Origin of the sequence: Jeongeupia chitinilytica (assembly GCF_014652315.1) — a bacterium.
GTDB lineage: Bacteria > Pseudomonadota > Gammaproteobacteria > Burkholderiales > Chitinibacteraceae > Jeongeupia > Jeongeupia chitinilytica.
On record NZ_BMYO01000008.1, the window covers coordinates 32,100 to 53,842 of the forward strand.

Here is a 21,743-nt window from a genome sequence, read left to right on the forward strand (position 1 = left end):
TCCTCCTTAAGCGAGATTGCCGTAGTCACGGTTGTTGTCGAACGGCACCTGCTGCATGCCGCGCATGTGGGCCGGCAGGTCCATCTGGTTCAGGCCCTTGCCGTTCTGGATCATCGGGAACACGTTCTCGGTCTGGTCGGTACGGAAGTCGATGAACACCAGCCGTTCCTTCAGCGACGGGCCGAAGGCTTCCTTCAGCACCGGCTCGACGTCGGCCGGGTTCTCGACCTTGAAGCCGACGTGACCGTAGGCCTCGGCGATCTTCACGAAGTCGGGCAGCGCATCCATGTACGACTCGGAGTAGCGCGTGCCGTAGAAGAACTCCTGCCACTGCCGGACCATGCCGAGGTAGCGGTTGTTCAGGCTCAGCACCTTCACCGGGGTGTGGTACTGCTTGCAGGTCGACAGCTCCTGGATGTTCATCTGGATCGAGCCTTCGCCGGTCACGCAGGCCACCTGCGCATCCGGGTTGGCGAGCTGCGCGCCCATGGCGGCCGGCAGGCCGAAGCCCATGGTGCCGAGGCCACCGGAGTTGATCCACTGCTTGGGGCGACGGAACTTGTAGTACTGCGCCGCCCACATCTGGTGCTGGCCGACGTCGGACGTGACGATGGCTTCGCCGTTGGTGACCTTCCACAGCGTCTCGATCACGTGCTGCGGCTTGATGACCTCGGTCGACGGCGTGTACAGCAGGCAGTTCGGCTTGCGCCATTCGTCGATCTGCTTCCACCACTGGCCGAGCGCATCGGGATTCGGCTTGAGGCCGGTTTCCTTCAGCACTGCGATCAGGTCGGTCAGCACGTGCCTGACGTCACCGACGATGGGCACGTCGACCTTGACGCGCTTGGCGATCGAACTCGGATCGACGTCGATGTGGACGATCTTCTTCGGGTTCGACAGGAACTGGCTCGGCACCGAGATGACGCGGTCGTCGAAGCGCGCGCCGATCGCGATCAGCACGTCGCAGTACTGCATCGCCAGGTTGGCTTCGTAGGTGCCGTGCATGCCGAGCATGCCGACGAAGTTCGGATCGGTCCCGTCGAGCGCACCGAGGCCCATCAATGTATTGGTACACGGCACGTTCAGGTGCTTGACGAGCTCGGTGACGAGGTCACCGGCGCCGCCCTGGACTGCACCACCGCCGACGTAGATGAACGGGCGCTTGGCCTCGCTCAAGAGCTGCGCGGCTTTCTTGATCTGGCCCGGATGACCCTTGGTCGGCGGGTTGTAGCTGCGGATCGACACCGATTTCGGGTATTCGAACACGCACTTGGTCATCGTCACATCCTTGGGGATGTCGATGACGACCGGACCGGGGCGACCGGTGGCGGCAATGTAGAACGCCTTCTTGAAGGTGGCGGCGAGGTCGCGCACGTCCTTCACGAGGAAGTTGTGTTTCACGATCGGACGCGAGCAGCCGACCATGTCGACTTCCTGGAACGCGTCCGAACCGATCACCGGCGTGCCGACCTGACCCGACAGGACGACCATCGGGATCGAGTCCATGTAGGCGGTGGCGATGCCGGTGATGGCGTTGGTGGCACCGGGGCCGGAGGTGACGAGCGCCACACCGACCTTGTTGCTCGAACGCGAGTAGGCGTCGGCGGCATGCACCGCGGCCTGCTCGTGCCGGACGAGCACGTGCTTGAATTGATCTTGCTTGAAGATTGCGTCGTAGATTTCCAGAACCGCGCCGCCCGGGTAGCCGAAGACGAATTCAACGCCTTCTTCCTGCAGACAGCGGGTGACGATCTCAGCGCCTGAGATTTCCATGGGATCACCCTCACAACGAAGTGAAATGTTTTAGATAGCTCCTGCCATCCAGGGTTGAACTTGTCGACACGCTTAGTCTTCGGGCCAGGTGAGTCGTCAGCGGGCATGCTGACGGCGCTGGTGCGGCGCGCGGTAGTGCGTCGCTCCGAGGTCCGGGACAATCGGCCATGCCGCAAATCCGAGTTCTTTTACCGGGCGGGCCGCCTTGGATCGGGCTTGTGGCCCGAGTTGGGGACGACTGCGGTGTGTTGCGCGGGCGGTGCCATTCGGTGCGTCGATTGCCGCTTCGGCGACCGACGCTGATCTGGATTGGGTGAACGTGTGACGTTAGCGGATCGATCTGCCCTTGGCAAGTTTTTCTGGCTTCGTCAACGGTGCTTTGCTAGCATCGCCGCTGGTTTCAACCCGGTTCCGAGGAGAAGGCTCTGGCGACGCAGGCTGAACTCGCCGCCTTCCTGGCCGAGGTCGAAAAACGCGCATTCAGGCAGGCGATGTTCGCGACGCAGAACGAGGACGTCGCGCTCGATCTGGTGCAGGACGCGATGCTGCGGCTGGCCGAGCGCTATGCCGGCAAGCCCGCGGCCGAACTGCCGCTGCTGTTCCAGCGCATCCTCCAGAACGCGATCCGTGACCATTACCGGCGGCAGAAGACCCGCAGCTGGTGGACGGTGTTGCTGTCGAGCTTCCAGCCCGATGACGCCGATGCCGATGCCAGCGATCCGCTCGACTGGCTGCCGAACCAGCCGGTATCGCCCAGTCCCGAAGCGATCCACGATCAGGCACGGGTAATGGCCTTGATCGAGGAAGGATTGACGCGCCTGCCGCCACGTCAACGCGAGGCGTTTCTGCTGCGTTACTGGGAGGAGTTCGACGTTGCCGAAACCGCCGCCGTGATGGGCTGTTCCGATGGCAGCGTCAAGACCCATTGTTCGCGCGCCACGCATGCGCTGGCCGCCTGGCTGGGCCAGCACGGCGTGCACTGGCAGGCCGATTGATTCGAGGGTGAACCCATGACCGCAACGACTCCCCCCTCCGACCCGGAACGCAAGGTGCAACTGCTGCGCCGGCTTGCCGACGCACCGTTGTCACCGAAGGCGACGCAACGCCTTGCCGAAGCCCGTCGCAATGCGCTGGCGCATGCGCATCACGGCACGCTGCGTGGCTGGATCACCTCGGCCGGAACCTGGCTGGCCGAACACGGCCATGCCCGGACGCTGATTGCGGCCGCCGCCCTGGGGGTCGTACTGATGGCCGGCTCCGGCTGGTTCTGGCATCAGCGCGAAGCCGAGTTCGCGTTCGACAAACAAATGCTGACCGACGACATCCCGCTGGATGTGCTCGTCAACGGAAATTTCGATACATGGCACGCCGAATCACGCTGAGTCTGCTGCTGTTGCTGAGTGCATTGCCCGCCTGGGCTGCGTCGAGTTGGCAGAGTCTGCCGCCGCAGTCGCAGGCGCTGCTGGCACCGTATGCCCAGGAGTGGTCAAGCATGCCGGCGCACCGGCGTGACCGTCTGGCCAAGCTGGCCGAACAGTATCCGACCATGCCGCCCGAGCAGCAGGCCCGCCTGCGCGCCCGTCTGAGTGAATGGGCCCAACTGACGCCGGAACAGCGTGCCAGGGCGCGCGACAACTATCGCAAATGGCAATCGCTGCCCCCGGCCGAACGTCAGCGGCTGGCGCAGGCCCGCCATGCGGCCAGTGCCACGGCATCGGCGCCGGCGGCTCACCGACGTGGACACTGATTTGAACGCACCTGATTTGCAGATCGATAGGCCACCGCTGGCTGGCTGGTGGCGGCGCTGCTTTGCCTGGTGGTATGAGCTGCTGCTGCTGATTCCGGTGGTGCTGCTGGTCCAGGTCCTGTATCAGCTGGGTTTCCAGCTGCTGACCGGTGCTGCGGTGACTGCCGTGTCGGCCAGTGCGGGCTTGCGGGCATTGAACTTCGCGGTGCTGGTGATTGCCGTTTTCGGCTACTTCACGCTGTGCTGGCGGCGGGGGGGGCAGACGCTGGCGATGAAGACCTGGCGTTTGCGCCTCGACGGTCTCGCCGGCGGCCGGCCGGCCTGGCCTGCGCTGGTGGTGCGGTTTGTTGCCGCCGCCATCTGCTATCTGCCGTGCGCACCGCTCTGGGCGCTGGCCTGGCACGATCGTGCCTGGTTGCCTTGGGCGTGGACGAGTTGCGCCTGGCTGATGGCGCCGTTTGTCTGGGCATGGTTCGACCGCGAGGGGCTGCTGCTGCAGGACCGTGTTGCCGGTACCCGCATCGTCCGGACACCGCCACGCGGCCACGCGGTCAAGCGCTGATCCGATTCAGGGCCCTGGTTGTACCCCGGTCCGGACGCCGTCCGTCGGCAACAACAGCCGCGGTCGACGTCAGCATGTGCCCCGTTGTTCCGCCGTTCCGGCGTGTATCAACAATGAAACATTTTTAACCGGCCTCTTCGGATCAGTCGCAACGCAAGGCTGCGACTGAGTTTTTCCGCGGGATGGCGGCTGGGCACTGGTCCGTGCTGTTTCACAATTGAAACAGCCCCATTCGCGGACTTTCGGTTCGAATCTTCGCCGTCAAATAAAAAAGTCCTTTTTATTCATGTTGTTGTGATTAATTCCTGCCTCTGGCATGGCTGTTGCAATGTCAAGACTGTGCCCGACGGATCGGGCGCACTCTTCCCGTAAGGGATCACGTGTCTGAGGAGATAATGTGATGAAAAAGCTAGCAATCATCGCTGGACTGACGATGGCCTTCGGTGCTTCCGGCGCATGGGCTTTCCTGAACGACAATTCGAACAATACGGCGCAAGTACCGTTTGCGCACAGTGCTGCTGCGGATGATGGCAGCGTTGCCGTGTCGAACGATTCGCACGACAAGACCAAGACCACCACGATCACCAAGACCAACAGCGACAACGAAACCAAGTCGTACACCAAGAACTACACGAAGAACGATACCGACATCGACGTGAAGACGAAGACCAACAGCGACAACTCGGCCAACAGCGCCGCCGCTTTTGGTAGCGTGTCGGCGACGACTGGCGGTACGGCAGCGTCTTGGAAGGATGTCGGCAATACGTCCAACAAGACGATCGATTCGTTCAACACCACCACAACCACCATCACCACTTCGATCAACAAGAACAAGATCGAAGCAGACCAGTACGGCGCAGCACTGGCCTTCCCGGTCATGGGCTCGAGCAACAAGAGCGGTGGCGGGGATGCAGGCAGCGGCGCCGGCGGCGGTAACGGTACCGGTGTTGGTGTTGGCCTTGGCGCGCTGCTCGGCTTGGGCGCAGGTGGTGGCGCTGGTGTCGGCGGTGGCGCTGGCAGCAATGCTGAAGGTGGTGCCGGTGCCGGCCTGTCGGTCGTGTCGCTGACCTCGGGTGCAGCCAACCTGCAGGGCGTTTCGGTGAACGGTGTTGGCGCACTGCAAAACAACGCCGGCCTCGGTTCGCTGCAACAGCAACAAAACAACGTGCAAATCAACGCCAGCATCCTGCCGTAAGGGCAATGGCTTGAGTTGACATGCGTACGGCCGGGGCCGGATGGCCCTGGCCGGTTGACCTCGAAGGCAATGGCCGCAGCGCGATTGCCGACCGGCAGGAGGATTCAATGCGCAGCTTTGCACTTTGCTTGGCCTTGGTGTCTGCCATGGCAATGGCCGAATCGCCGGTGGCCAAAGTGGAAAACAACCGGATCGATATCGATACGAATTCGATCAACGTCAATCAGCTGGGGACGGTCAGCGCGTCGAATGGTGTCGCCGCAGGGCCGCAACTGGCCATTCCGGTCATGACCTCGGGCAATACCGACATCAGCGGCATCAACATAAACGGTCTGGGCGTGGTGTCGGCCAACACCGGCAACAACGCGCTGATCCAGCAACAGATCAGTGTCGGCGCCAATCTCCAGATTCAGCTGCAGACGCGTTAGGCACGCCGCGGATGTGCGGGTACTGAGGTTGTAACGGGACAACGGGGCCGACCACTTCGGGTGGCAGTCCTTGCAGCACGGGGGTTGTGATGAAGGCAACGACTACGATCGCGGTACTGTGGGTGCTGATGGCTGCAAGCAGCACTTGGGCCGCTGCGCCAGAAGACGGTTTGCAGGCCGGCACACAGGACAGGCTGGTACTGCCGGCGACCTTCGCCGTCGTCGACGATCTGGCCGCACAGCAGGGCACGGCCGGGACCGCTGGCGTGCAACTGAAAGAAACGATGACTTCGGCCAACATTGCAGCGCAGACCGGCAGTGTGGTCAGTGCGCTGGAAAACGTGGCGTCGGGCGCCAACACCCTCGGAGCCGGTGCGCTGGCGGGGATGAACGGGATCGGCACGGTGATCCAGAACACCGGCAACTCGGTGATGATCCAGAATTCGACCATCCTGAACGTCGCGGTGCAGTAGGCAGCAATAGTCAGCGGTGGGGACGGCGAGAGACGGAGGCATTCATGCGGTGGATGACTTGGCCGGGTTTGATCGGGCTGGCGCTTGGCGGCGTCGGGCAAGCGGTTTGTGCGGCGCCGATGCAGGTCGTTGCCGGCCCGTTCGACAGCTATCAGGTCAACGTGACGACCTTCAAGGAGAAGGCCTTTCTCAATACGGTGCGGCAGAAATACGACTTCAGTTGTGGATCGGCGGCGTTGGCGACGCTGCTGCATTACCACTACGGTTTTCCAACCGACGAGACCCAAGTGTTCAAGGGGATGTACGCACATGGCAATCAGGAGCTGATCCAGAAGTACGGCTTCTCGATGGCGGACATGAAAGCGTATCTGGAAAGCCAGGGATTCGAGGCGAACGGCTTCAAGATGTCACTGGATGATCTTGCGGCCATCGGTGTTCCCGCCATCGTGGTGCTGGACCTGGGGGGGTACAAGCACTTCGTGGTGATCAAGGGCATTTCCGACGAGTGGGTGCTCGTCGGTGACCCGGCCGTCGGGGTGAGATCGTATACCCGTCCGGCGTTTGAAAAGATGTGGGGACAGATCGCGTTTCTGATCCTCAACAACAAGAGTGTTGGACAGAAAGGGTTCAACACTGTGGCCGACTGGGGGGCAGTGACCAAGGGTCCGGCAGCGACGGGCCTGTTCAACCCCAATCTGGCGAACTTCAGCCTGAATTTGCCAGGCCCCAACGACTTCCGTTTCTAGCGCGCGAAGTCGGGCGGCCTCGGCACAGTACATCGCAATGGGGTTCTCCTTATGAAACATGTACCAACCCGGCTCCGCACCGCCACACTTTGCATCCTCACCGTTGTAGCCCAATGTGGCTGGGCCGAAGGATTCGCGCCGGAGACCGGGCAGACCATGGCCCTGCCGCAGCTCGAAGCACCCGTGCCTGCCGCCGGCGTCGATCCCGCTCAGGCATCGTTGCAGAGCCCCGATCCTGCCGCTTTGCCGCTGACGGCCAGCACCGCACTCGCGGCCGTACCCGAGGTCGCAGTACCTGCGGGTTCGGCCGCGGATTCCGACCGCATCGTGCTGGCCGACGCCGACCGCATCGATCCGTCCCGGCTGACCGAAATCCGTGCGGGCGCCGACGTCGGCAGCGGGCTGTCGGTGGCGTTTGCCATCGAGCGGACCATTTCCATCGACGGTCAGGTGCTTGCTGCGACGACGTTCAAATGGAGCAATGTTCCCTCGGCGGACGGCATTTCCGCATCGGTGACGACCGCGCTGGCGGCCGGCGGCTTGCCGGTAACGTCGTCTTCGGGTGCCTCGGCGGCTGGCGTGGCGCAGGTGGTGGTGCCGCTGCCCAGTGGTGCCGCGATCAGCGTCGGCGCGAATCCTGCGTCGCCGGCATCCACTGCGGTGACGCTGATCAACGTGCCGAACAACCTGATGCCGGTGCAGGTGGTCCAGAACTCGGCGAACAACCGCCTGATTCAATCGAGCACCGTAGTGAGCGTCTCGACCAGTTCGTTTACCCAGGCGCTGGGCAACCGGGTGCTCGAATCGTTGAACACCGGGCTGGTTCGCGGTATTCGTTGATCGGACGGCGTGACATTGCAATGAAAAGGGGCCGGCGGATTGCCGGCCCCTTTGCTTTGGCATGCGTCAGAAGGTGATCGGCAGGCGGAAGCTCAGCTGCACGTCCGGTGAGTAATCGGTGGTGCCGACGCCCAAGGTCAGGTTGGCCGTGGTACTGGCATTGATCCGGTACGACCAGCCCAGTTGCAGGATACCGACCTGCACGTTGGTCGAGCCGGTCGGAATCTCGCCATTGATCTTGGTCTTGGTGATGAAGCTGTGATCGTAGGCCAGGCTGAACGAGGCTCGTTCGTTGATGCCGAAGCCCATGCCGAAGGCGAGCTCGTAGACATCACCCGGGTCGACTTCGCCGATGTGTTCTTCCTTGATGGTGAACTGGTTCGGCAGGATGGCACCGGTGCCGTCGGTTTCCGGCACGCGATAGGCGATGATCTTGTTGACGTTGCTCTTGATGTTCCACATGTAGCTGAAGCTGCCGAAAAACACGGCCGGATCCGACGGTACGATCGCCGACAGCGTGCCCTGCAGCCCCCAGAAGCCCGAACCGGTCGGCAGTTCGGTCGGCAGGCCGGTCTTGATGTCGTAGGGCACGTCGAACGTGCCTTTGCCGGTGTCCGACTTGGCCCGCAGCGCTGCGACGTAGTAGGGGCTGCCCGCGGGCGGCTGGTTGAGCTGATAACGCATTGCCAGTTCGACGTCACTGATGCCGTTGCCCTTGGTGTTGAACACTTCCGGGTCGATCGATCCGCTCAGGAAGGGGCGATCGAGGGATTCGTCGGACGAATAGACATAAGGTACGCGTACTTCGATTTCGGCCCGGTTGGTCAGGCCGTAACGGCCGGTCAGCGCGGCGGTCCAGCTGGACCGGTTTTCCTGGCGGATGTCGATCAGCCCGACCGTGACCGCAGGAATCACCGTGTAGCCGACCAGGGCCACGCGACTGCCGTTGGTGTACGAGTACTGGATCGACGGGTCCAGGACGAAGGTGCCCTTGGGCGTCAGTACGCCAGGCGCGAGGATTTCCGCGGCCTCCTGCAGTGTCATGGTCGGTTGCTGCGAGGGCTTGGTCACCGGCGGTTCGGCGGCGGCAGCGGCCTGCGGTGCAGGCGGTGGTGCCTCGGCCGGTGTGTCGGTCGCCGCGACTGCCGGGGCTTCGGCGGCGGTCTGGACCGGCGGCACCGGTTCAGTCACCGGTGCCGGCTCGGGCGCGATGGCGGCGGTTGTGGCCGGTTCGGCGGCCGGCATCGGGTCGCCGGCGGGGGGGGGCTCGGCGGCGGTCTCGGCCTGAACCTGCTGCGGAACGGCCGATTCGGCGACCTGTGCCGGCGGCGGTTGGGTGTCGACAACCGGTACGGCATCGACGACCGGTGCAGCAGGCGGCGCGTCGGCAACGGATGGCGCTGCTTCGACGGCCGGCGCGGCTTCGCTCACTGCGGCGGTGGCATCCGGTGTGGCGGCCTCTGTGGCCTCGGCCGCGTAGCCGGTCCCGGCCAGCGACAGGCCGACGGTCAGGCCGGCCAGCGCGATGGGTTTGAGTCGATGACGCATCGTGTTCTCCTCTCCAAAGGATCGAAGCGGCTAGACCCTGCCCCGGCGAGTCCCGGGGGCATCGCCGGCCGGCTTACTGTTTGAGTTCGAGCTTGTTGATCAAACGGTAGAGCGTCGAGCGGGACAGCCCGAGCTGGCGGGCGGTTTCGGTAATGTTTTGTTTGTTGATCTGCAATGCATGCTCGATCAGGTCGCGTTCGACCTGATCGCGCGCCTCTTCGAGCGAGGCGCTGGCGGGGGTATCGCTGCTCGGTGCATCGAGCAGCAGGTCTTCCGCCGTGATCAGCCGGCTTTCGCTCATGACCATGGCGCGACGTACCCGGTTGATCAGTTCGCGGACGTTGCCGGGCCAGCCGTAGCGTGACATTGCCTGCTTGGCGCGCAGGCTGAAGCCCTGGACGTGAGCGTTTTTTTCGCTGGCGAAGACTTCGAAGCACCAGTCGGCCAACAGGTCGACATCCTCTAGCCGCTCGCGTAGCGGCGGGACGGTGACGCGCAAGACGTTGAGACGATAGAACAGGTCTTCACGGAAGCTGCGCGCAGCAACGGCCAGCTCGAGGTTGACGTGCGTCGCCGCGATCACGCGGACGTCGACGTTGATCGGCGTATGTCCGCCCACCCGTTCGATGCAGTGTTCCTGAAGGAAGCGGAGCAGCATCACCTGCGACTCGAACGGCAGATCGCCGATCTCGTCGAGGAAGACGGTTCCGCCGTTGGCCGATTCGATCAGGCCGATCTTGCGCTGGTTGGCACCGGTAAACGCGCCTTTCTCGTAGCCGAACAGTTCCGACTGGATCAGATTGACCGGAATCGCGCCGCAGTTCACCGCAATATAGGGTTGCTGCGCCCGGGAGGAATGACGATGGATGGCCCGGGCAACGAGTTCCTTGCCGGTGCCGCTTTCCCCCTGAACCAGCACCGGGGCATCGCTGTTGCTGATTTTTTCCAGGTTGCCGTACAGCCGAAGCATCGGCGCCGACTCACCGACCATGCCGAACTGTCCGGGACGGCTGGTGTCACGGCAGCGTTCGCGCATCTGCGCACGCCCCCAGGCGTGGCCGAGGGTGACTGCAAGCCGGTCCGGATCGGCCGGCAGCGTGTGATAGTCGAAGCAGGTGCTGGCGATGAAGCGACCGACGTCGGTCTCGCTCAGCACGTCCGGGGACGCGGCAACGATCCATTCGATCTGCGGATGGCTGGCGGTGAGTGTTTCAAGCTGGTCGAAGGCGACCGGGAGGCTGGGGGGCAGATGAATCACGCCGACCCGGACATTGTGGTTGTGGATCTGCTGGTGGGCGCAGGCCGGGGTCGTTGCAATGGACCACTGCCAGCCGGGGATGAGGTCGGGCAGCGGCGCCGGACTAGTGCGTTCCGGCTCGCTGCTGTAAAGCAGCAGGGCACGCGAGTTCACCGTGATCTCCCTTGTCCCGGATTTCATACGCAGTATGTAAGCTATTCATCGCCCTCGCGGGGTGAGACATGCTGGCATGCCGCAATCACGGTGTGGCGATGCACCGTCATTGCCGGCCTGGACTGCGATGCGACTCCAGGTGCTTATTGCTAACTGGATGTACCCAAGAATGGGTGAGCAACCCTGTTAAATCAAGGAAATAGCCGGACGCGCCGTTGGATTCTGCCGGCTGAGCGACGAGCGGCAGGCGGGGGTGTGGCCGCCTTGCCGTGTGTCTGGTGGTTTGCGAAAAAACCCGGATGGAGGCCGGCGGGGTGGCTAAAAAAATTACGCCAAACGGGTAAGCAATATACTTTCTTATCTAGAAAGATTTCGATGGGTGTTGGCGGCGAATTCCTGCGCACACCAAGGACAACGTCACCAGCAGCCAGATCAGCAGAATCGGTGTGTTCTGCCAGCGACCGTAAGGCGTCAGTCCGGTCCGGTTGACTGCTTGTCCTTCCAGAATGGCGCGCTGTCGTTGCGGCAGCCTCGCCTGAACCCGGCCTTGGGCATCGACGATGGCGGTGGCGCCGGTGTTGGTCGAACGCAGCATGTAGCGGCCGGTTTCCAGCGCGCGTGCCTGGGACATCTGCAACTGCTGTTCGGCGGCCCATGAGCCGTCGAACCAGGCCAGATTGCTGAAGTTCACCAGCATCGTTGCTTCAGGCAGGGCTTGGGCGATTTCGCTTCCGAAGACGTCCTCGTAGCAGATGTTGGCCGCGAGGCGGGTCGGTCCGATGACGAATGGTGCCTGCTTGACCGCGCCGCGTGAGAAGCCCGACAGCGGCATGTCGAGGAAGCGGTACATCCAGCCGAACAGCCAGGGCACGGGAACGAACTCGCCGAAAGGCACCAGGTGCTGTTTTTTGTAAACCGGCTGGCCCGGATCGGTGAGCACCATCGCGCCGTTGTAGTACTCGTTGGCGGCCTTGCCCTGCAGCGGCACGCCAAGCACCAGCGCCCGGCGCCCGGCTGCACTGCGCAGGGTGTCGAGGTACCACGGCGGTACGTCGCTCAGAAAGGCCGGAATCGCTGTTTCGGGCAGCACGATGATGTCGCCCTTGGCCCGCTGGACCTGCTGGAGGTTGACGCGAAGGTTGTCGACGTAATGCGCGGCGTCCCACTTCATGTCCTGCGCGATATTGCTTTGCGCCAGGCTCACGTTGACCGGCCGGCCGACCGGTGTGGTCCATTCGACGTGCAGCAGTCCCCAGCCGGCCAGCCAGAGCGCCGTCACGGCTGCCCAACGAAGCGGAGCACGCCATTGCGCCAGCAGCAGGCCGGTACCGGCCTGTAGTAGCCAGCCGACACCATAGCTTCCCAGCACCGGTGCATAGCCGGCCAGCGGCCACGCCGGAATCTGCGACGTGCCGATCTCGGCCCACGGGAAGCCGGTGAACAGCGTGCCGCGCAGCCATTCGGTGGCGCAGAACAATGTCGGCAACAACAGCGGCAGACGGAGCGGTTCGGGACAGGGCAGGCGCCGCCCCAGATAGGCAGCCAGCGCCGGAAACAGCGCCAGATAGGCGCCGAACAGCACGACGCAGCCTGCCGCCATCCAGCCCGGCATCCCGCCAAAAGTGTGCAGGCTGATGTAGATCCAGTAGACGTTGGCGACAAAGTAGCCGAGTCCCCAGGCGTAGCCGGCCAGCAGGGCACCGCGCGCCGTCCGCGTACGGCTGATGCCCCAGAGCCAGCCGGCCAGCGACAGTGGCATCAGCGCGCCGAGGTAGAGCGGTGCGAACGAAAACACGCTGGCCGCCCCGAAGGCGGCCAGCAGTACCAGACCGGCAGGTTTTTGCATCAGCGGGTATCTTCTTCGATCGGCAACGGACGCTTCTCGATCAGCACCGAGTGCACGCGACGGCTGTCGGCGCGGACGATCTGGAAACGGAAGCCATCGAACTCGACGACTTCACCCCGCTTGGGGACATGGCCGAAATGCTGGGTAACGAGTCCGGCGACGGTATCGAATTCGGCATCGGAGAAACGGCTGCCGATTTCGTCGTTGAGGTCGGCGATCTCGGTCAGTCCCTTGACGCGCCAGTAGCCACGACGGTCGACGACGATGTTGTCCTCGGTTTCGTCGTAATCGTATTCGTCCTCAATATCGCCGACGATCTGCTCCATCACGTCCTCGATCGTCACGAGACCGGCGACGCCGCCGTATTCGTCGACCACGATGGCCATGTGGTTGCGGTTGTTGCGGAAATCCTTGAGCAGCACGTTCAACCGCTTGGCCTCGGGAATGAACACCGCAGGGCGCAGCATGTCGCGGACGTCGAAGTCCTCGTCACTGGCGTAGTAGCGCAGCAGATCCTTGGCGAGCAGGATGCCGAGGACGTGGTCCTTGTTGCCGTCGATGACCGGAAAGCGCGAGTGCGCGGTGTCGATGACGAAGGGGATGAAGGCGGCCGGCGGCTGGCTGATGTCGATCACGTCCATCTGGCTGCGCGGCACCATCACGTCGCGGACCTGCATGTCGCCGACGTTGAGCACGCCTTCGATCATGCCGAGTGCATCGGCGTCGAGCAGGTGGCGCTCGAAGGCCGAATGGAGAATTTCTACGAGTTCGCCGCGGTTCTCAGGTTCCCGCAGCAGGAAATGCGTCAGTCGTTCCAGCCAGCTTGGTTTGTGACTGGGGGACGAGGGGTCGTCCATGTTTGCTGCTACTCCGTGTCGGTACGATACGGGTCATCATACCCGAGCGTTGTGACGATTTGCGTTTCAAGCGCCTCCATTTCGTCGGCCTCGGTCTCGTCGATGTGGTCGTATCCCTGCAGATGCAACGCGCCATGAACGATCAGGTGACAATAGTGCGCTTCGAGCGGTTTTCCCTGTTCCTGCGCCTCGCGCTCGACGACCGGTGCGCACAGCACCAGATCGCCCAGCAGCGGCATGCCCTCGATCACCGGCATGTCGTCGTCGAAGGTGAAGGTCAGCACATTGGTCGCGTAGTCCTTGCCGCGGTAGTCGCGGTTCAGTTGCTGACCCTCGTCGGTATCGACAACGCGCACGGTGACTTCGGCCGTCTTCACGCCGGGGCGCAGTGCGGCCTCGATCCAGGTTTTCAGTTGCGCCTTGCCGGGCAGGCCGGTGGCGTCGGTAGCGACTTGCAGCGCCAGTTTCAGGCGTCGGCTCATATCAGATTCCGAGTGTCAGAGTGGGTGGAAGTTCAGGGAAGCAGTCCGTCAAGCACACCCATGATCGGTGTTGCTTCCCAGGCTTTGCCATTTACGCCGAAGTCATCACAAGAAAGCGGTCCGATCCGGGCACGTGTGGCATCGATTTCGGCCGTGGCAGGCAGGTAGGGGTGGCCGTGGCGGCTGGCCAGTGCAAAACGCTGTTGGGAGGGCGTCCACACCAAGGTGTCGCGCCAGCGGTTGATGACGCTGCGGCGCTTGCCGTCCACCGGTACGCGATGCAGCTGATAGCCGATCTCGATGCGGGGGATTCGACCCGGATGCAGGTGGGGCAGAACGTGGAGTTCGTAATCGGCATCGGCCATGACCCACTGGTGAGCAGACAGCGTTTCCAGCAGCAATGGCCTGCACTGACCCGCGTTCGCGTCGAAAACCAGCCACAGGCGCTGTTGGACGCCGGTACCCCGGACTCCCGTGGTCGTCAGGCTCAGTTGGGCGGCACGATCGGCGAACAATCGAAGCGGGCCGAGCCGGTTTTCACCATACCAGGAGGTGATTGCCAGGCGGTGTTCGCTGGTCTGCCCCGGATTGAACCACATGTACAGGGACTGATCGGCGGTGTAGGCGTACAGGCATGGTGGCGTCGGGTAGCCGTTGAGGCTGACGCGACGACAGCCGGTGGCTGCAACCGACGCGGCAGCGATGGCGTCGTCGGGGAGATGTTGCCCGAGCGGCAATGCATGCGGAACCGCAACCGTTTCACCGGCATAGGGCGTCGCGTACACCGGTGCGAGACCCAGTGCCGCCAGCATCAGGAATGCCAGTGTGCCCCGACGGTTCAGGGCCGGTCTGATCACCCTTGTACGCCGTTATTTCGTGCAGCGGCTTCCCGTTCGGCCTTCTTCTGCGCGGCTTCCTGTTCGCGCTGCTTGGCGGCACGCTCGTAGGCATCGACGATCTTTTGCACCAGCGGATGGCGGACGACGTCGGCGCTGGTGAAGTGGTGGATGCCGATGCCGCGTACGCCCTTGAGTACGTCCTGCGCGTCGACGAGACCGGACTTCTGGTTCTTCGGCAGGTCGGTCTGGGTCGGGTCGCCGGTGATCACAGCCTTGGAGCCGAAGCCGATCCGGGTCAGGAACATCTTCATCTGCTCGGGCGAGCTGTTCTGCGCTTCGTCGAGGATCACGAACGAGTGGTTCAGCGTGCGGCCGCGCATGAAGGCCAGCGGGGCGATCTCGATCACGCCCTTTTCGAACATCCGCGTCACCTTGTCGAAGCCCATCAGGTCGTACAGCGCGTCGTACAGCGGCCGCAGATAGGGGTCGACCTTCTGCACCAGATCGCCGGGCAGGAAGCCGAGCTTCTCGCCGGCTTCGACGGCCGGACGCACCAGCACCAGCCGTTTGACCGCATCGCGTTCGAGCGCGTCGACGGCGCTGGCGACCGCCAGATAGGTCTTGCCGGTGCCGGCAGGGCCGATGCCGAAGGTGATGTCGTGCTCCTGAATTGCCTTCAGATACAGGTTTTGCCCCGGCGTGCGTCCCTTGAGGTCGGCGCGGCGGGTTTTCAGTTGCGGCGCGTCCGGGCCGGCCGGGAAGTCGGCCGGCGTGCGGCTCATTTCGATCAGGCCGAGCTGGACCGTGTCGATGTCCAGCGCTTCGGTGGCCTGAAAGTAGAAGTATTCGAGCGCGTCGAGCGCGGTCCGCACCTGCGGTGCTTCGCCCGAGACACGGAAGTGCGCGTCGCGGCGGACGATGTTGACGTCGAGCGCGGTTTCGATCTGCTTGAGGTTCTCGTCGAGCACGCCGCACAGGTTGGCGAGGCGGGCGTTGTCGACGGGCTGGAAGGAAATCTTGTCGGTATGCAAAGCGGTTCCTGAAGGCTGGATGGCGCTACTTGAGCGTCAGGACGAGAAAGCCGGCGATCATCAGCGTGGCGCCCAGCGCAATGCGCCACGTCAGCGGCTCGCCGAGCAGGGTGAAGGCCAGCAGCAGCGTGATCAGCACGCTGGATTTGTCGACCAGCGCGACACCGGACACCGGGCCGAGCTTGACCGCACGGTAGTAACACAGCCACGACGCCATGGTCGCGGCCCCGGAAAACAGCAGCAGTGCCCAGTCGCGTCCGGACAGCCGTCCGGCTTCGCGCCAGTAGCCGAAGGTGGTGGCGTGGACGGCCACCAGACCGAAGATCACCGCAGTCCGGACTGCCAGTGCCAGATCACCGCTGACGCGTGCCAGTCCGGCCTTGGCCGACACGGCGACCACGCCGGCGAACAGGGCCGAACCGAGCGCATAGCCGATCCAGCCCGGCATGTCAGTGGCGGCGGTGGCCGCTGCGCGGCGCCGCGGCCTCGAGCCGAGCCAGCCAGAATGCGCGCAGCACCGGAATGATGTCCGGCAGCGCCGCGGCCAGCTCGTGTTCGAATTCGGCGAGGTTGTCGCCATCGGCCGTCATCGCCTCGCGCGCTTCGTCGTCGGCACAGTCGAAGATCGGCGCCAGCAACTGGGCGATTTCGTCGTCGTCCATTGCCGGTTGCCACGCCTCGGGCGCCATGGCCGTACCGAGCATGAAACCGTAGCACCACTGCTGGACGATGTCGGTGCCGGTCTCCTCGTCGACGTAGACCAGCGGTGTGAACGCCGGCATGTCGCCGACCAGTTCGTCGCCGAGCTGGTTGTAGTAACGCAGGATCAGGTCCTCGATGCGGGTCTGTTGTGCCGCCGATGCGAACTTCGGCGTCTGTCCCTGTTCGCCCCAGACCTGTGCCAGCCATGCAGCCGGTTCGGGTTCGCGCGGGCCGACGCGGATGGCGGTGAGGAAGCCGTGCAGCATCGACAGGTCCATGCACTCGTCACCGGTGGCATCGGACTCGAGAAAGGCCGCGAGTTCGTCGAGTTCGGCGTCGGACAGTGGCGGTTCGGGTTTGAATTTCATGCGGATGCAGTGCTCGCTAGGAATGAGGGTCCGAGGTGTTGCTGAGTTTTTCGACTAGCAGTTTCTCGCACAGTTTGAAAACAAGGTAGAGCAACAGGGCCAGCACGCCGTGGAGCAACAGTTCGGCCAGTTGCTCGATTGCGCCATTCATCACGGCCAGCCAGCCGTGCTGCCAGAGCAGGTTCAGATTGGCCGACAGCAGCATTACCAGATTGACCGACACCGCGCCGAAACCGATGAAGCTGACGGCCATCAGCGCCAGCGTGGCCAGCGGATGGCGTTTGAGGAAGCGCACCGCGCACAGCCGGATGTGCATGACGATACTCCATCAAGGAGACTGTCTGCAGCATAGCCTGCGTGGATGCTGACTTCGATCGGCACCCTGATCAGAGGGCGGCGGTCTCGTGCGTGACGATCTCGCCCTTGAGGCTGTGCGAGAACGATTTGGTCACGTAAACCTCGGCAAACTGGCCGATCAGCCGCGGCTGGCCGACGAAGTTGACGATGCGGTTGTTGTCGGTGCGGCCGGCCAGCTCGTTCGGGTCCTTCTTCGAAATGCCTTCGATCAGCACACGCTGTACGGTGCCGACCATCGCCTGGTTCACTTCCTGCGCCAGCTCCTCGATGCGGGCTTGCAGGCGCATCAGCCGTTTGGTCTTCACGTCCTGTGGCACGTCGTCGGGCAGGTCGGCGGCCGGCGTGCCCGGGCGCATGCTGTAGATGAAGCTGAAGCTGGCGTCGAAACGCACGTCCTCGATCAGCTTCATCGTGCGTTCGAAGTCGTCGTCGGTCTCGCCGGGGAAGCCGACGATGAAGTCGCTCGACAGGCAGATGTCCGGCCGCGCTTCGCGCAGCTTGCGCACCAGACTCTTGTATTCGAGTGTGGTGTAGCCGCGCTTCATGTTCACCAGCGTGCGGTCCGAGCCGGCCTGCACCGGCAGATGCAGGTGCGACACCAGCTTGGGCAGCGTGCGGTAGCAGTCGACGATGCGCTGGGTCATCTCGCGCGGGTGGCTCGTCGTGTAGCGGATGCGCTCGATACCGGGGATTTCGTGCACGTATTCGAGCAGGGTGGCGAAATCGGCGATCTCGTCGTCGTCACCATCGAGCACCTTGCCGCGATAGGCGTTGACGTTCTGGCCCAGCAGCGTCACTTCCTTGACGCCCTGCTGCGCCAGCCCGGCGACTTCGGCGAGCACGTCCTCGAACGGCCGGCTGACTTCCTGGCCGCGCGTGTACGGCACGATGCAGAACGAGCAGAACTTCGAGCAGCCCTCCATGATCGACACGAAGGCCGTGGCGCCGTCGACCTGCGCGGGCGGCAGGTGGTCGAACTTTTCGATCTCGGGGAAGCTGATGTCGACCTGGCTGGTGCCGGTGGCGCGTTTCTGCGCGATCAGCTCGGGCAGCCGGTGCAGCGTCTGCGGGCCGAAGACGACGTCGACGTACGGTGCGCGCTTGACGATTTCCTCGCCTTCCTGCGACGCGACACAGCCGCCGACGCCGATGACGAGGTTCGGGTTCTTGAGCTTGAGCTCCTTGATCCGGCCGAGGTCGGAGAACACCTTCTCCTGCGCCTTTTCGCGCACGCTACAGGTGTTGAACAGGATGACGTCGGCGTCTTCCGGGGAGTCGGTCTTGGTCAGGCCGTCGGTGGCGTTCAGGAGGTCCACCATCTTGTCCGAGTCGTACTCGTTCATCTGGCAGCCGAAGGTCTTGATGAATACTTTCTTGCTCATTCTTGCGTTCTTAACTGAGGTTCGGTGGCGGTCACGAAGCTGGGCTTCTCGAAACGCTGTTTGAGGTTGGCGTATTCCTCGTTGCCGAGGAACCAGATGCGCCAGGCGAAGCCGGTACTCTTTTCGATCTGGTACCAGACCTTCGAGTCCTTGGGCATCTGCAGGACCTGTTGCGGGACCAGCAGCGCACCGGCGGCGTTGTAGATGCGCAGACCCGGCGCGGTGCGGTAGACCTCGCCGTCGATCTTGACGCTCTGCATCGGGCTGTAGGCTTCGAGTTCGCCGAGCTGGCCGGCGGGCGGCAGCATGCGCTGGGCAAACGCCGAACCGGCAACGGCAACGAGCAGCAGGGCAGCGAGGCGCATGGAGGCAACCGGCAGGATGTAAACCGGGTATGGTATCAAGCAAGTGCTTGATCTGAAAGCAGGTCGGGGCCGGATCGGGCCGAAATCCGGCTTTGTCCGACAGTCGTCGCGCTAGCCGTGTTCGACGACGCGGACCTTGCAGGTGAAGACCGACTCGTCGTCGGTGTAGTGTTCGTCGACAAAGCCCAGCGTGTAGTCCAGATCGGTGAGTGCGTCCTCGAGCTCCGTCGCGTCCTGCGACGAGGTGAGCTCGAGTTCGATCGTGATCTGGACCTTGAGCCGGTGGCGCGGCTCGTGCCCGGGGAAGGGCAGCACGTCGCTCATCGCAGGCCCTGTAGGGTCCGTGTGGTCCGGCTTACTTGAATACGCCGACCAGCTTGAGCACCCAGATCAGCACCACCGCGCCGAGAATGCCGAATGCAAGGCCGGCCAGCGAGAAGCCGCCCGCCGACTGGGCCGAACCGATGCCGAGCAGGTCGCCGAAGACCCAGCGGCCCAGCGCCGAACCGACGATACCGACGATGATGTTGGCGATCGCGCCCTGCTGCGAGTCGGTGCCCATGACCTTGCTGGCAAGCCAGCCGATCAGCGCCCCGACGATGATTGCAATGATCCAGCCCATGATGATCGTTCCGGTTTGGTTGTGGTGCTTTCAGCGTAGACCGTTGTCGGCTGGCAACCAAACGAAAAGGCCCGCCGAGGCGGGCCGGGATGGCGCGGGGTCAGAACTTCAGGGCGACGCCGGCGTAGACGCCGTTGGCCAGTTCGGCCGAAGGCTGGCCGTCCTTCGAATCGATGTTGACGTACTTGTAGCCGACGTCGGCACCGAGGTTCTTGGTGATGTTGAAGCGCACGCCAGCCTTGGCTTCGGTGTACGACTGGATGCCGTTGGAGAGCGAGTCCGGCGAGTAATAGCCTTCGCCGTAGACGACGAAACGCTCGCCGAGCGGCACCGAGATGCCGCCGCCGATGGCGCCGGCGTAGCCGGTGGTGGCGTTCTGCGGGTCGAGGTACATCACCTTGCCGCCCAGCGTCAGCAGCGCCTTGCCCAGCGGTACGCCAACCCCGATGCCGATGCCTGCCGCATCGCCCTTGTCGTCGTTGTGGGTCCAGTCGGCGGTGAAGCCCAGCCCGGCCTTGTTGATGTCGGCCGACGCAGCGATGTAGTCCTCGCCCGCAATCACCGACATGCCGGCGGCCGATGCGCCGGCGCTGACGAGGGCGGCGCCGAGGGTGACGGCGATAAGTGGCTTTTTCATGCGTGCTGCTCCGGGCTGGTCGGCAAATGGGCGGCCAGTGTAGCGAGCGGCCCGAGCGCCCCGGGCGGGAGGATTTACGCTTGGTAAAAAATCACTCAGGTTGTTGTGTGCAACCAGTTGTGCCCGCGTCATGGCCGCGTTGCCGCATGTGCGGAGGGGGAAAACAAAAACCCCCGAGAGCCAAAGCTTTCGGGGGTTTCTGAACTTCCTCGGTTGCCCTTGGAAGCGTATCTGGTGGCTATGACGGGACTCGAACCTGTGACCCCAGCATTATGAGTGCTGTGCTCTAACCGACTGAGCTACATAGCCATGAGAGGCGAGATAATGGCGTGATCGGCGACGGCTGTCAAGCGCTAAAGCTTGTGCGAGTCGTCGCGACCGTCAAAGCCCGGCAACAGCGCGTCCAGTGGCAGGTCTTTGCTGAAGGCAATGGCCTTGAACAGGTCACCCATTTCCGCCGGGCTGGTGAGTTTCTGCACGGCAGCAACCTGCGCCAGATAACCGGGATGGTCGGGGCCGAGCGCCGCGAGCTTGTCCAGCAGTCCGGCGCCGAGCAGGTACTGCGCCTGCGGCGCGTAACCTTCCAGCGCCAGGCCGGCGGCGTCGGCCTCTCGGTAGACGGCCGAGAAGTCGACGTGACAGGTCAGGTCGGTCAGGCCGGGCCAGAAGAACGGGTCGTGCACGGTGTGGTGGCGGTAGTGGCCGATCAGCGTGCCCATATGCCGTTCCGGGTGGTAGTACTCGGCGTGGGCAAAGCCGTAGTCGAGCCACAGCACCGCACCGGTCGAGAGCATGCCGGCGACACTGCGGACAAAGGCGTGCATTTCCGGCTGGATTTCGGTGGTGTAGCCATTCGGCAGCTCGAGCGCAGTGGCGAGCGCATGCAGCGGGCCCGCCGTCAACGGCCGGTCCTGCCAGCCCAGTGCGCCGTCCTGCCGGACGACGCCACGCTCGAACAGCCGGCCGGCGGCGTCGCGGTGGACGAGCGCGCACGGCATCGCGTCGAGGACTTCGTTGCCGACGACGAAACCGGTGAATGTTTCGGGCAGTGCATCGAGCCATTCGACACGGTCGAGCAGATGCGGTGCGCTGGTGGCGATCGTGGCGCGCTGGCGTTCGCGCAGCTCGCCCGACAGGTCGACGACGCTGTAGCGGGCCGGCAGCCGGCCGAGTCGTTCGAGGCCGAGCAGCAGTTGGGCGGCGAGTTTGCCGGTGCCGGCGCCGAATTCGAGCACGTCACCGTGCCGGCCCTGTTCGGCCAGCGCGGCGAGGACTGCGGCGGCAGTGTCGGCGATGCAGGCGCCGAACAGCGGTGACAGCTCCGGCGCGGTGGTGAAGTCGCCCTCGGCACCGAACTTGGCTGCGCCGCCCGAGTAGTAGCCGAGCCCCGGGCTGTACAGCGCCAGCCGCATGTAATCGCTGAACGGCAGCCAGCCGCCGGCAGCGAGCAGGGCTTCCTGGATGCGCCCGACCAGTGCGGCGCTGGCGGCGGCGGCGTCCGCGCCAGGGGCGGGGAGTTGCGGTGTATTCAT

26 protein-coding genes and 1 tRNA gene are annotated in these 21,743 nt (G+C 63.8%); 9 read left to right on the forward strand and 18 right to left on the reverse strand.

Going from position 1 to position 21,743, the window contains the following annotated elements:
- Window positions 1-6: 6 nt before the first annotated feature.
- Entirely contained in the window at window positions 7-1,773 is a 1,767-nt protein-coding gene (gene ilvB, locus IE097_RS14600; RefSeq protein ID WP_189461591.1) for a biosynthetic-type acetolactate synthase large subunit, read from the reverse strand.
- Window positions 1,774-2,198: 425 nt separating this feature from the next.
- Between ilvB and IE097_RS14605 the strand changes: the two genes are divergently transcribed.
- The 9 genes from IE097_RS14605 (at window position 2,199) to IE097_RS14645 (ending at window position 7,764) form a co-directional block, all read left to right on the forward strand.
- The gene (locus tag IE097_RS14605) at window positions 2,199-2,768 is read left to right on the forward strand and encodes an RNA polymerase sigma factor (protein WP_189461797.1); all 570 of its coding nucleotides are present in this window, start codon (window positions 2,199-2,201) and stop codon (window positions 2,766-2,768) included.
- A 15-nt stretch (window positions 2,769-2,783) separates the two neighbouring features.
- Window positions 2,784-3,155 carry a DUF3619 family protein gene (locus IE097_RS14610; protein ID WP_189461592.1) on the forward strand — a complete coding sequence of 124 codons (372 nt, stop codon included), beginning with the start codon at window positions 2,784-2,786 and terminating at the stop codon, window positions 3,153-3,155.
- Complete coding sequence (locus tag IE097_RS14615; protein WP_189461593.1) at window positions 3,134-3,520, forward strand: DUF3106 domain-containing protein; 387 nt, start codon at window positions 3,134-3,136, stop codon at window positions 3,518-3,520. The genes IE097_RS14610 and IE097_RS14615 overlap by 22 nt, the downstream gene beginning before the upstream one ends.
- Window position 3,521: 1 nt before the next feature.
- On the forward strand, window positions 3,522-4,082 hold the full coding sequence (locus IE097_RS14620; RefSeq protein WP_189461594.1) for an RDD family protein: 561 nt from the start codon (window positions 3,522-3,524) through the stop codon (window positions 4,080-4,082).
- Between the two features lie 400 nt (window positions 4,083-4,482).
- Entirely contained in the window at window positions 4,483-5,277 is a 795-nt protein-coding gene (locus IE097_RS14625) for a hypothetical protein (RefSeq protein WP_189461595.1), read from the forward strand.
- Window positions 5,278-5,423: 146 nt separating this feature from the next.
- On the forward strand, window positions 5,424-5,705 hold the full coding sequence (locus tag IE097_RS14630) for a hypothetical protein (protein ID WP_189461596.1): 282 nt from the start codon (window positions 5,424-5,426) through the stop codon (window positions 5,703-5,705).
- Window positions 5,706-5,794: 89 nt separating this feature from the next.
- Window positions 5,795-6,178: a carbon storage regulator gene (locus tag IE097_RS14635; protein WP_189461597.1), complete on the forward strand. Its 384-nt coding sequence runs from the start codon at window positions 5,795-5,797 to the stop codon at window positions 6,176-6,178.
- A gap of 44 nt (window positions 6,179-6,222) precedes the next feature.
- Entirely contained in the window at window positions 6,223-6,924 is a 702-nt protein-coding gene (locus IE097_RS14640) for a C39 family peptidase (RefSeq protein ID WP_189461598.1), read from the forward strand.
- 156 nt (window positions 6,925-7,080) lie between these two features.
- Window positions 7,081-7,764, forward strand: a complete 684-nt coding sequence (locus IE097_RS14645) for a hypothetical protein (RefSeq protein WP_189461599.1) — start codon at window positions 7,081-7,083, stop codon at window positions 7,762-7,764.
- 66 nt (window positions 7,765-7,830) lie between these two features.
- Here the strand turns inward: IE097_RS14645 and IE097_RS14650 are convergent, their stop codons facing one another.
- The 17 genes from IE097_RS14650 to IE097_RS14730 form a co-directional block, all read right to left on the reverse strand.
- Window positions 7,831-9,312, reverse strand: coding sequence for a hypothetical protein (locus IE097_RS14650; protein ID WP_189461600.1), 1,482 nt, complete (start codon window positions 9,310-9,312; stop codon window positions 7,831-7,833).
- A 73-nt stretch (window positions 9,313-9,385) separates the two neighbouring features.
- Window positions 9,386-10,723, reverse strand: coding sequence for a sigma-54 dependent transcriptional regulator (locus IE097_RS14655; RefSeq protein ID WP_189461601.1), 1,338 nt, complete (start codon window positions 10,721-10,723; stop codon window positions 9,386-9,388).
- Window positions 10,724-11,084: 361 nt separating this feature from the next.
- Complete coding sequence (lnt, locus tag IE097_RS14660) at window positions 11,085-12,569, reverse strand: apolipoprotein N-acyltransferase (RefSeq protein ID WP_229797606.1); 1,485 nt, start codon at window positions 12,567-12,569, stop codon at window positions 11,085-11,087.
- Window positions 12,569-13,426 carry a CorC family transporter gene (locus IE097_RS14665; protein ID WP_189461602.1) on the reverse strand — a complete coding sequence of 286 codons (858 nt, stop codon included), beginning with the start codon at window positions 13,424-13,426 and terminating at the stop codon, window positions 12,569-12,571. The genes lnt and IE097_RS14665 overlap by 1 nt, the downstream gene beginning before the upstream one ends.
- A gap of 8 nt (window positions 13,427-13,434) precedes the next feature.
- Window positions 13,435-13,908: an rRNA maturation RNase YbeY gene (ybeY, locus tag IE097_RS14670; protein WP_189461603.1), complete on the reverse strand. Its 474-nt coding sequence runs from the start codon at window positions 13,906-13,908 to the stop codon at window positions 13,435-13,437.
- A gap of 32 nt (window positions 13,909-13,940) precedes the next feature.
- Window positions 13,941-14,720, reverse strand: coding sequence for a hypothetical protein (locus IE097_RS14675; protein ID WP_189461604.1), 780 nt, complete (start codon window positions 14,718-14,720; stop codon window positions 13,941-13,943).
- A gap of 41 nt (window positions 14,721-14,761) precedes the next feature.
- The gene (locus tag IE097_RS14680; protein WP_189461605.1) at window positions 14,762-15,778 is read right to left on the reverse strand and encodes a PhoH family protein; all 1,017 of its coding nucleotides are present in this window, start codon (window positions 15,776-15,778) and stop codon (window positions 14,762-14,764) included.
- A gap of 25 nt (window positions 15,779-15,803) precedes the next feature.
- On the reverse strand, window positions 15,804-16,226 hold the full coding sequence (locus IE097_RS14685; RefSeq protein ID WP_189461606.1) for an EamA family transporter: 423 nt from the start codon (window positions 16,224-16,226) through the stop codon (window positions 15,804-15,806).
- A 1-nt stretch (window position 16,227) separates the two neighbouring features.
- Window positions 16,228-16,848, reverse strand: coding sequence for a UPF0149 family protein (locus IE097_RS14690; RefSeq protein ID WP_189461607.1), 621 nt, complete (start codon window positions 16,846-16,848; stop codon window positions 16,228-16,230).
- A 16-nt stretch (window positions 16,849-16,864) separates the two neighbouring features.
- On the reverse strand, window positions 16,865-17,164 hold the full coding sequence (locus tag IE097_RS14695; RefSeq protein ID WP_189461608.1) for a hypothetical protein: 300 nt from the start codon (window positions 17,162-17,164) through the stop codon (window positions 16,865-16,867).
- Window positions 17,165-17,234: 70 nt separating this feature from the next.
- On the reverse strand, window positions 17,235-18,587 hold the full coding sequence (gene miaB, locus IE097_RS14700) for a tRNA (N6-isopentenyl adenosine(37)-C2)-methylthiotransferase MiaB (protein WP_189461609.1): 1,353 nt from the start codon (window positions 18,585-18,587) through the stop codon (window positions 17,235-17,237).
- Window positions 18,584-18,952 carry a hypothetical protein gene (locus tag IE097_RS14705; protein WP_189461610.1) on the reverse strand — a complete coding sequence of 123 codons (369 nt, stop codon included), beginning with the start codon at window positions 18,950-18,952 and terminating at the stop codon, window positions 18,584-18,586. The genes miaB and IE097_RS14705 overlap by 4 nt, the downstream gene beginning before the upstream one ends.
- Before the next feature lie 111 nt (window positions 18,953-19,063).
- Window positions 19,064-19,276, reverse strand: coding sequence for a hypothetical protein (locus IE097_RS14710; RefSeq protein ID WP_189461611.1), 213 nt, complete (start codon window positions 19,274-19,276; stop codon window positions 19,064-19,066).
- 31 nt (window positions 19,277-19,307) lie between these two features.
- On the reverse strand, window positions 19,308-19,574 hold the full coding sequence (locus IE097_RS14715; RefSeq protein WP_189461612.1) for a GlsB/YeaQ/YmgE family stress response membrane protein: 267 nt from the start codon (window positions 19,572-19,574) through the stop codon (window positions 19,308-19,310).
- A 100-nt stretch (window positions 19,575-19,674) separates the two neighbouring features.
- Window positions 19,675-20,211 carry a YfaZ family outer membrane protein gene (locus IE097_RS14720; RefSeq protein ID WP_189461613.1) on the reverse strand — a complete coding sequence of 179 codons (537 nt, stop codon included), beginning with the start codon at window positions 20,209-20,211 and terminating at the stop codon, window positions 19,675-19,677.
- A 232-nt stretch (window positions 20,212-20,443) separates the two neighbouring features.
- A tRNA-Met gene (locus tag IE097_RS14725) sits at window positions 20,444-20,520 on the reverse strand.
- A gap of 44 nt (window positions 20,521-20,564) precedes the next feature.
- Complete coding sequence (locus tag IE097_RS14730; protein ID WP_189461614.1) at window positions 20,565-21,743, reverse strand: class I SAM-dependent methyltransferase; 1,179 nt, start codon at window positions 21,741-21,743, stop codon at window positions 20,565-20,567.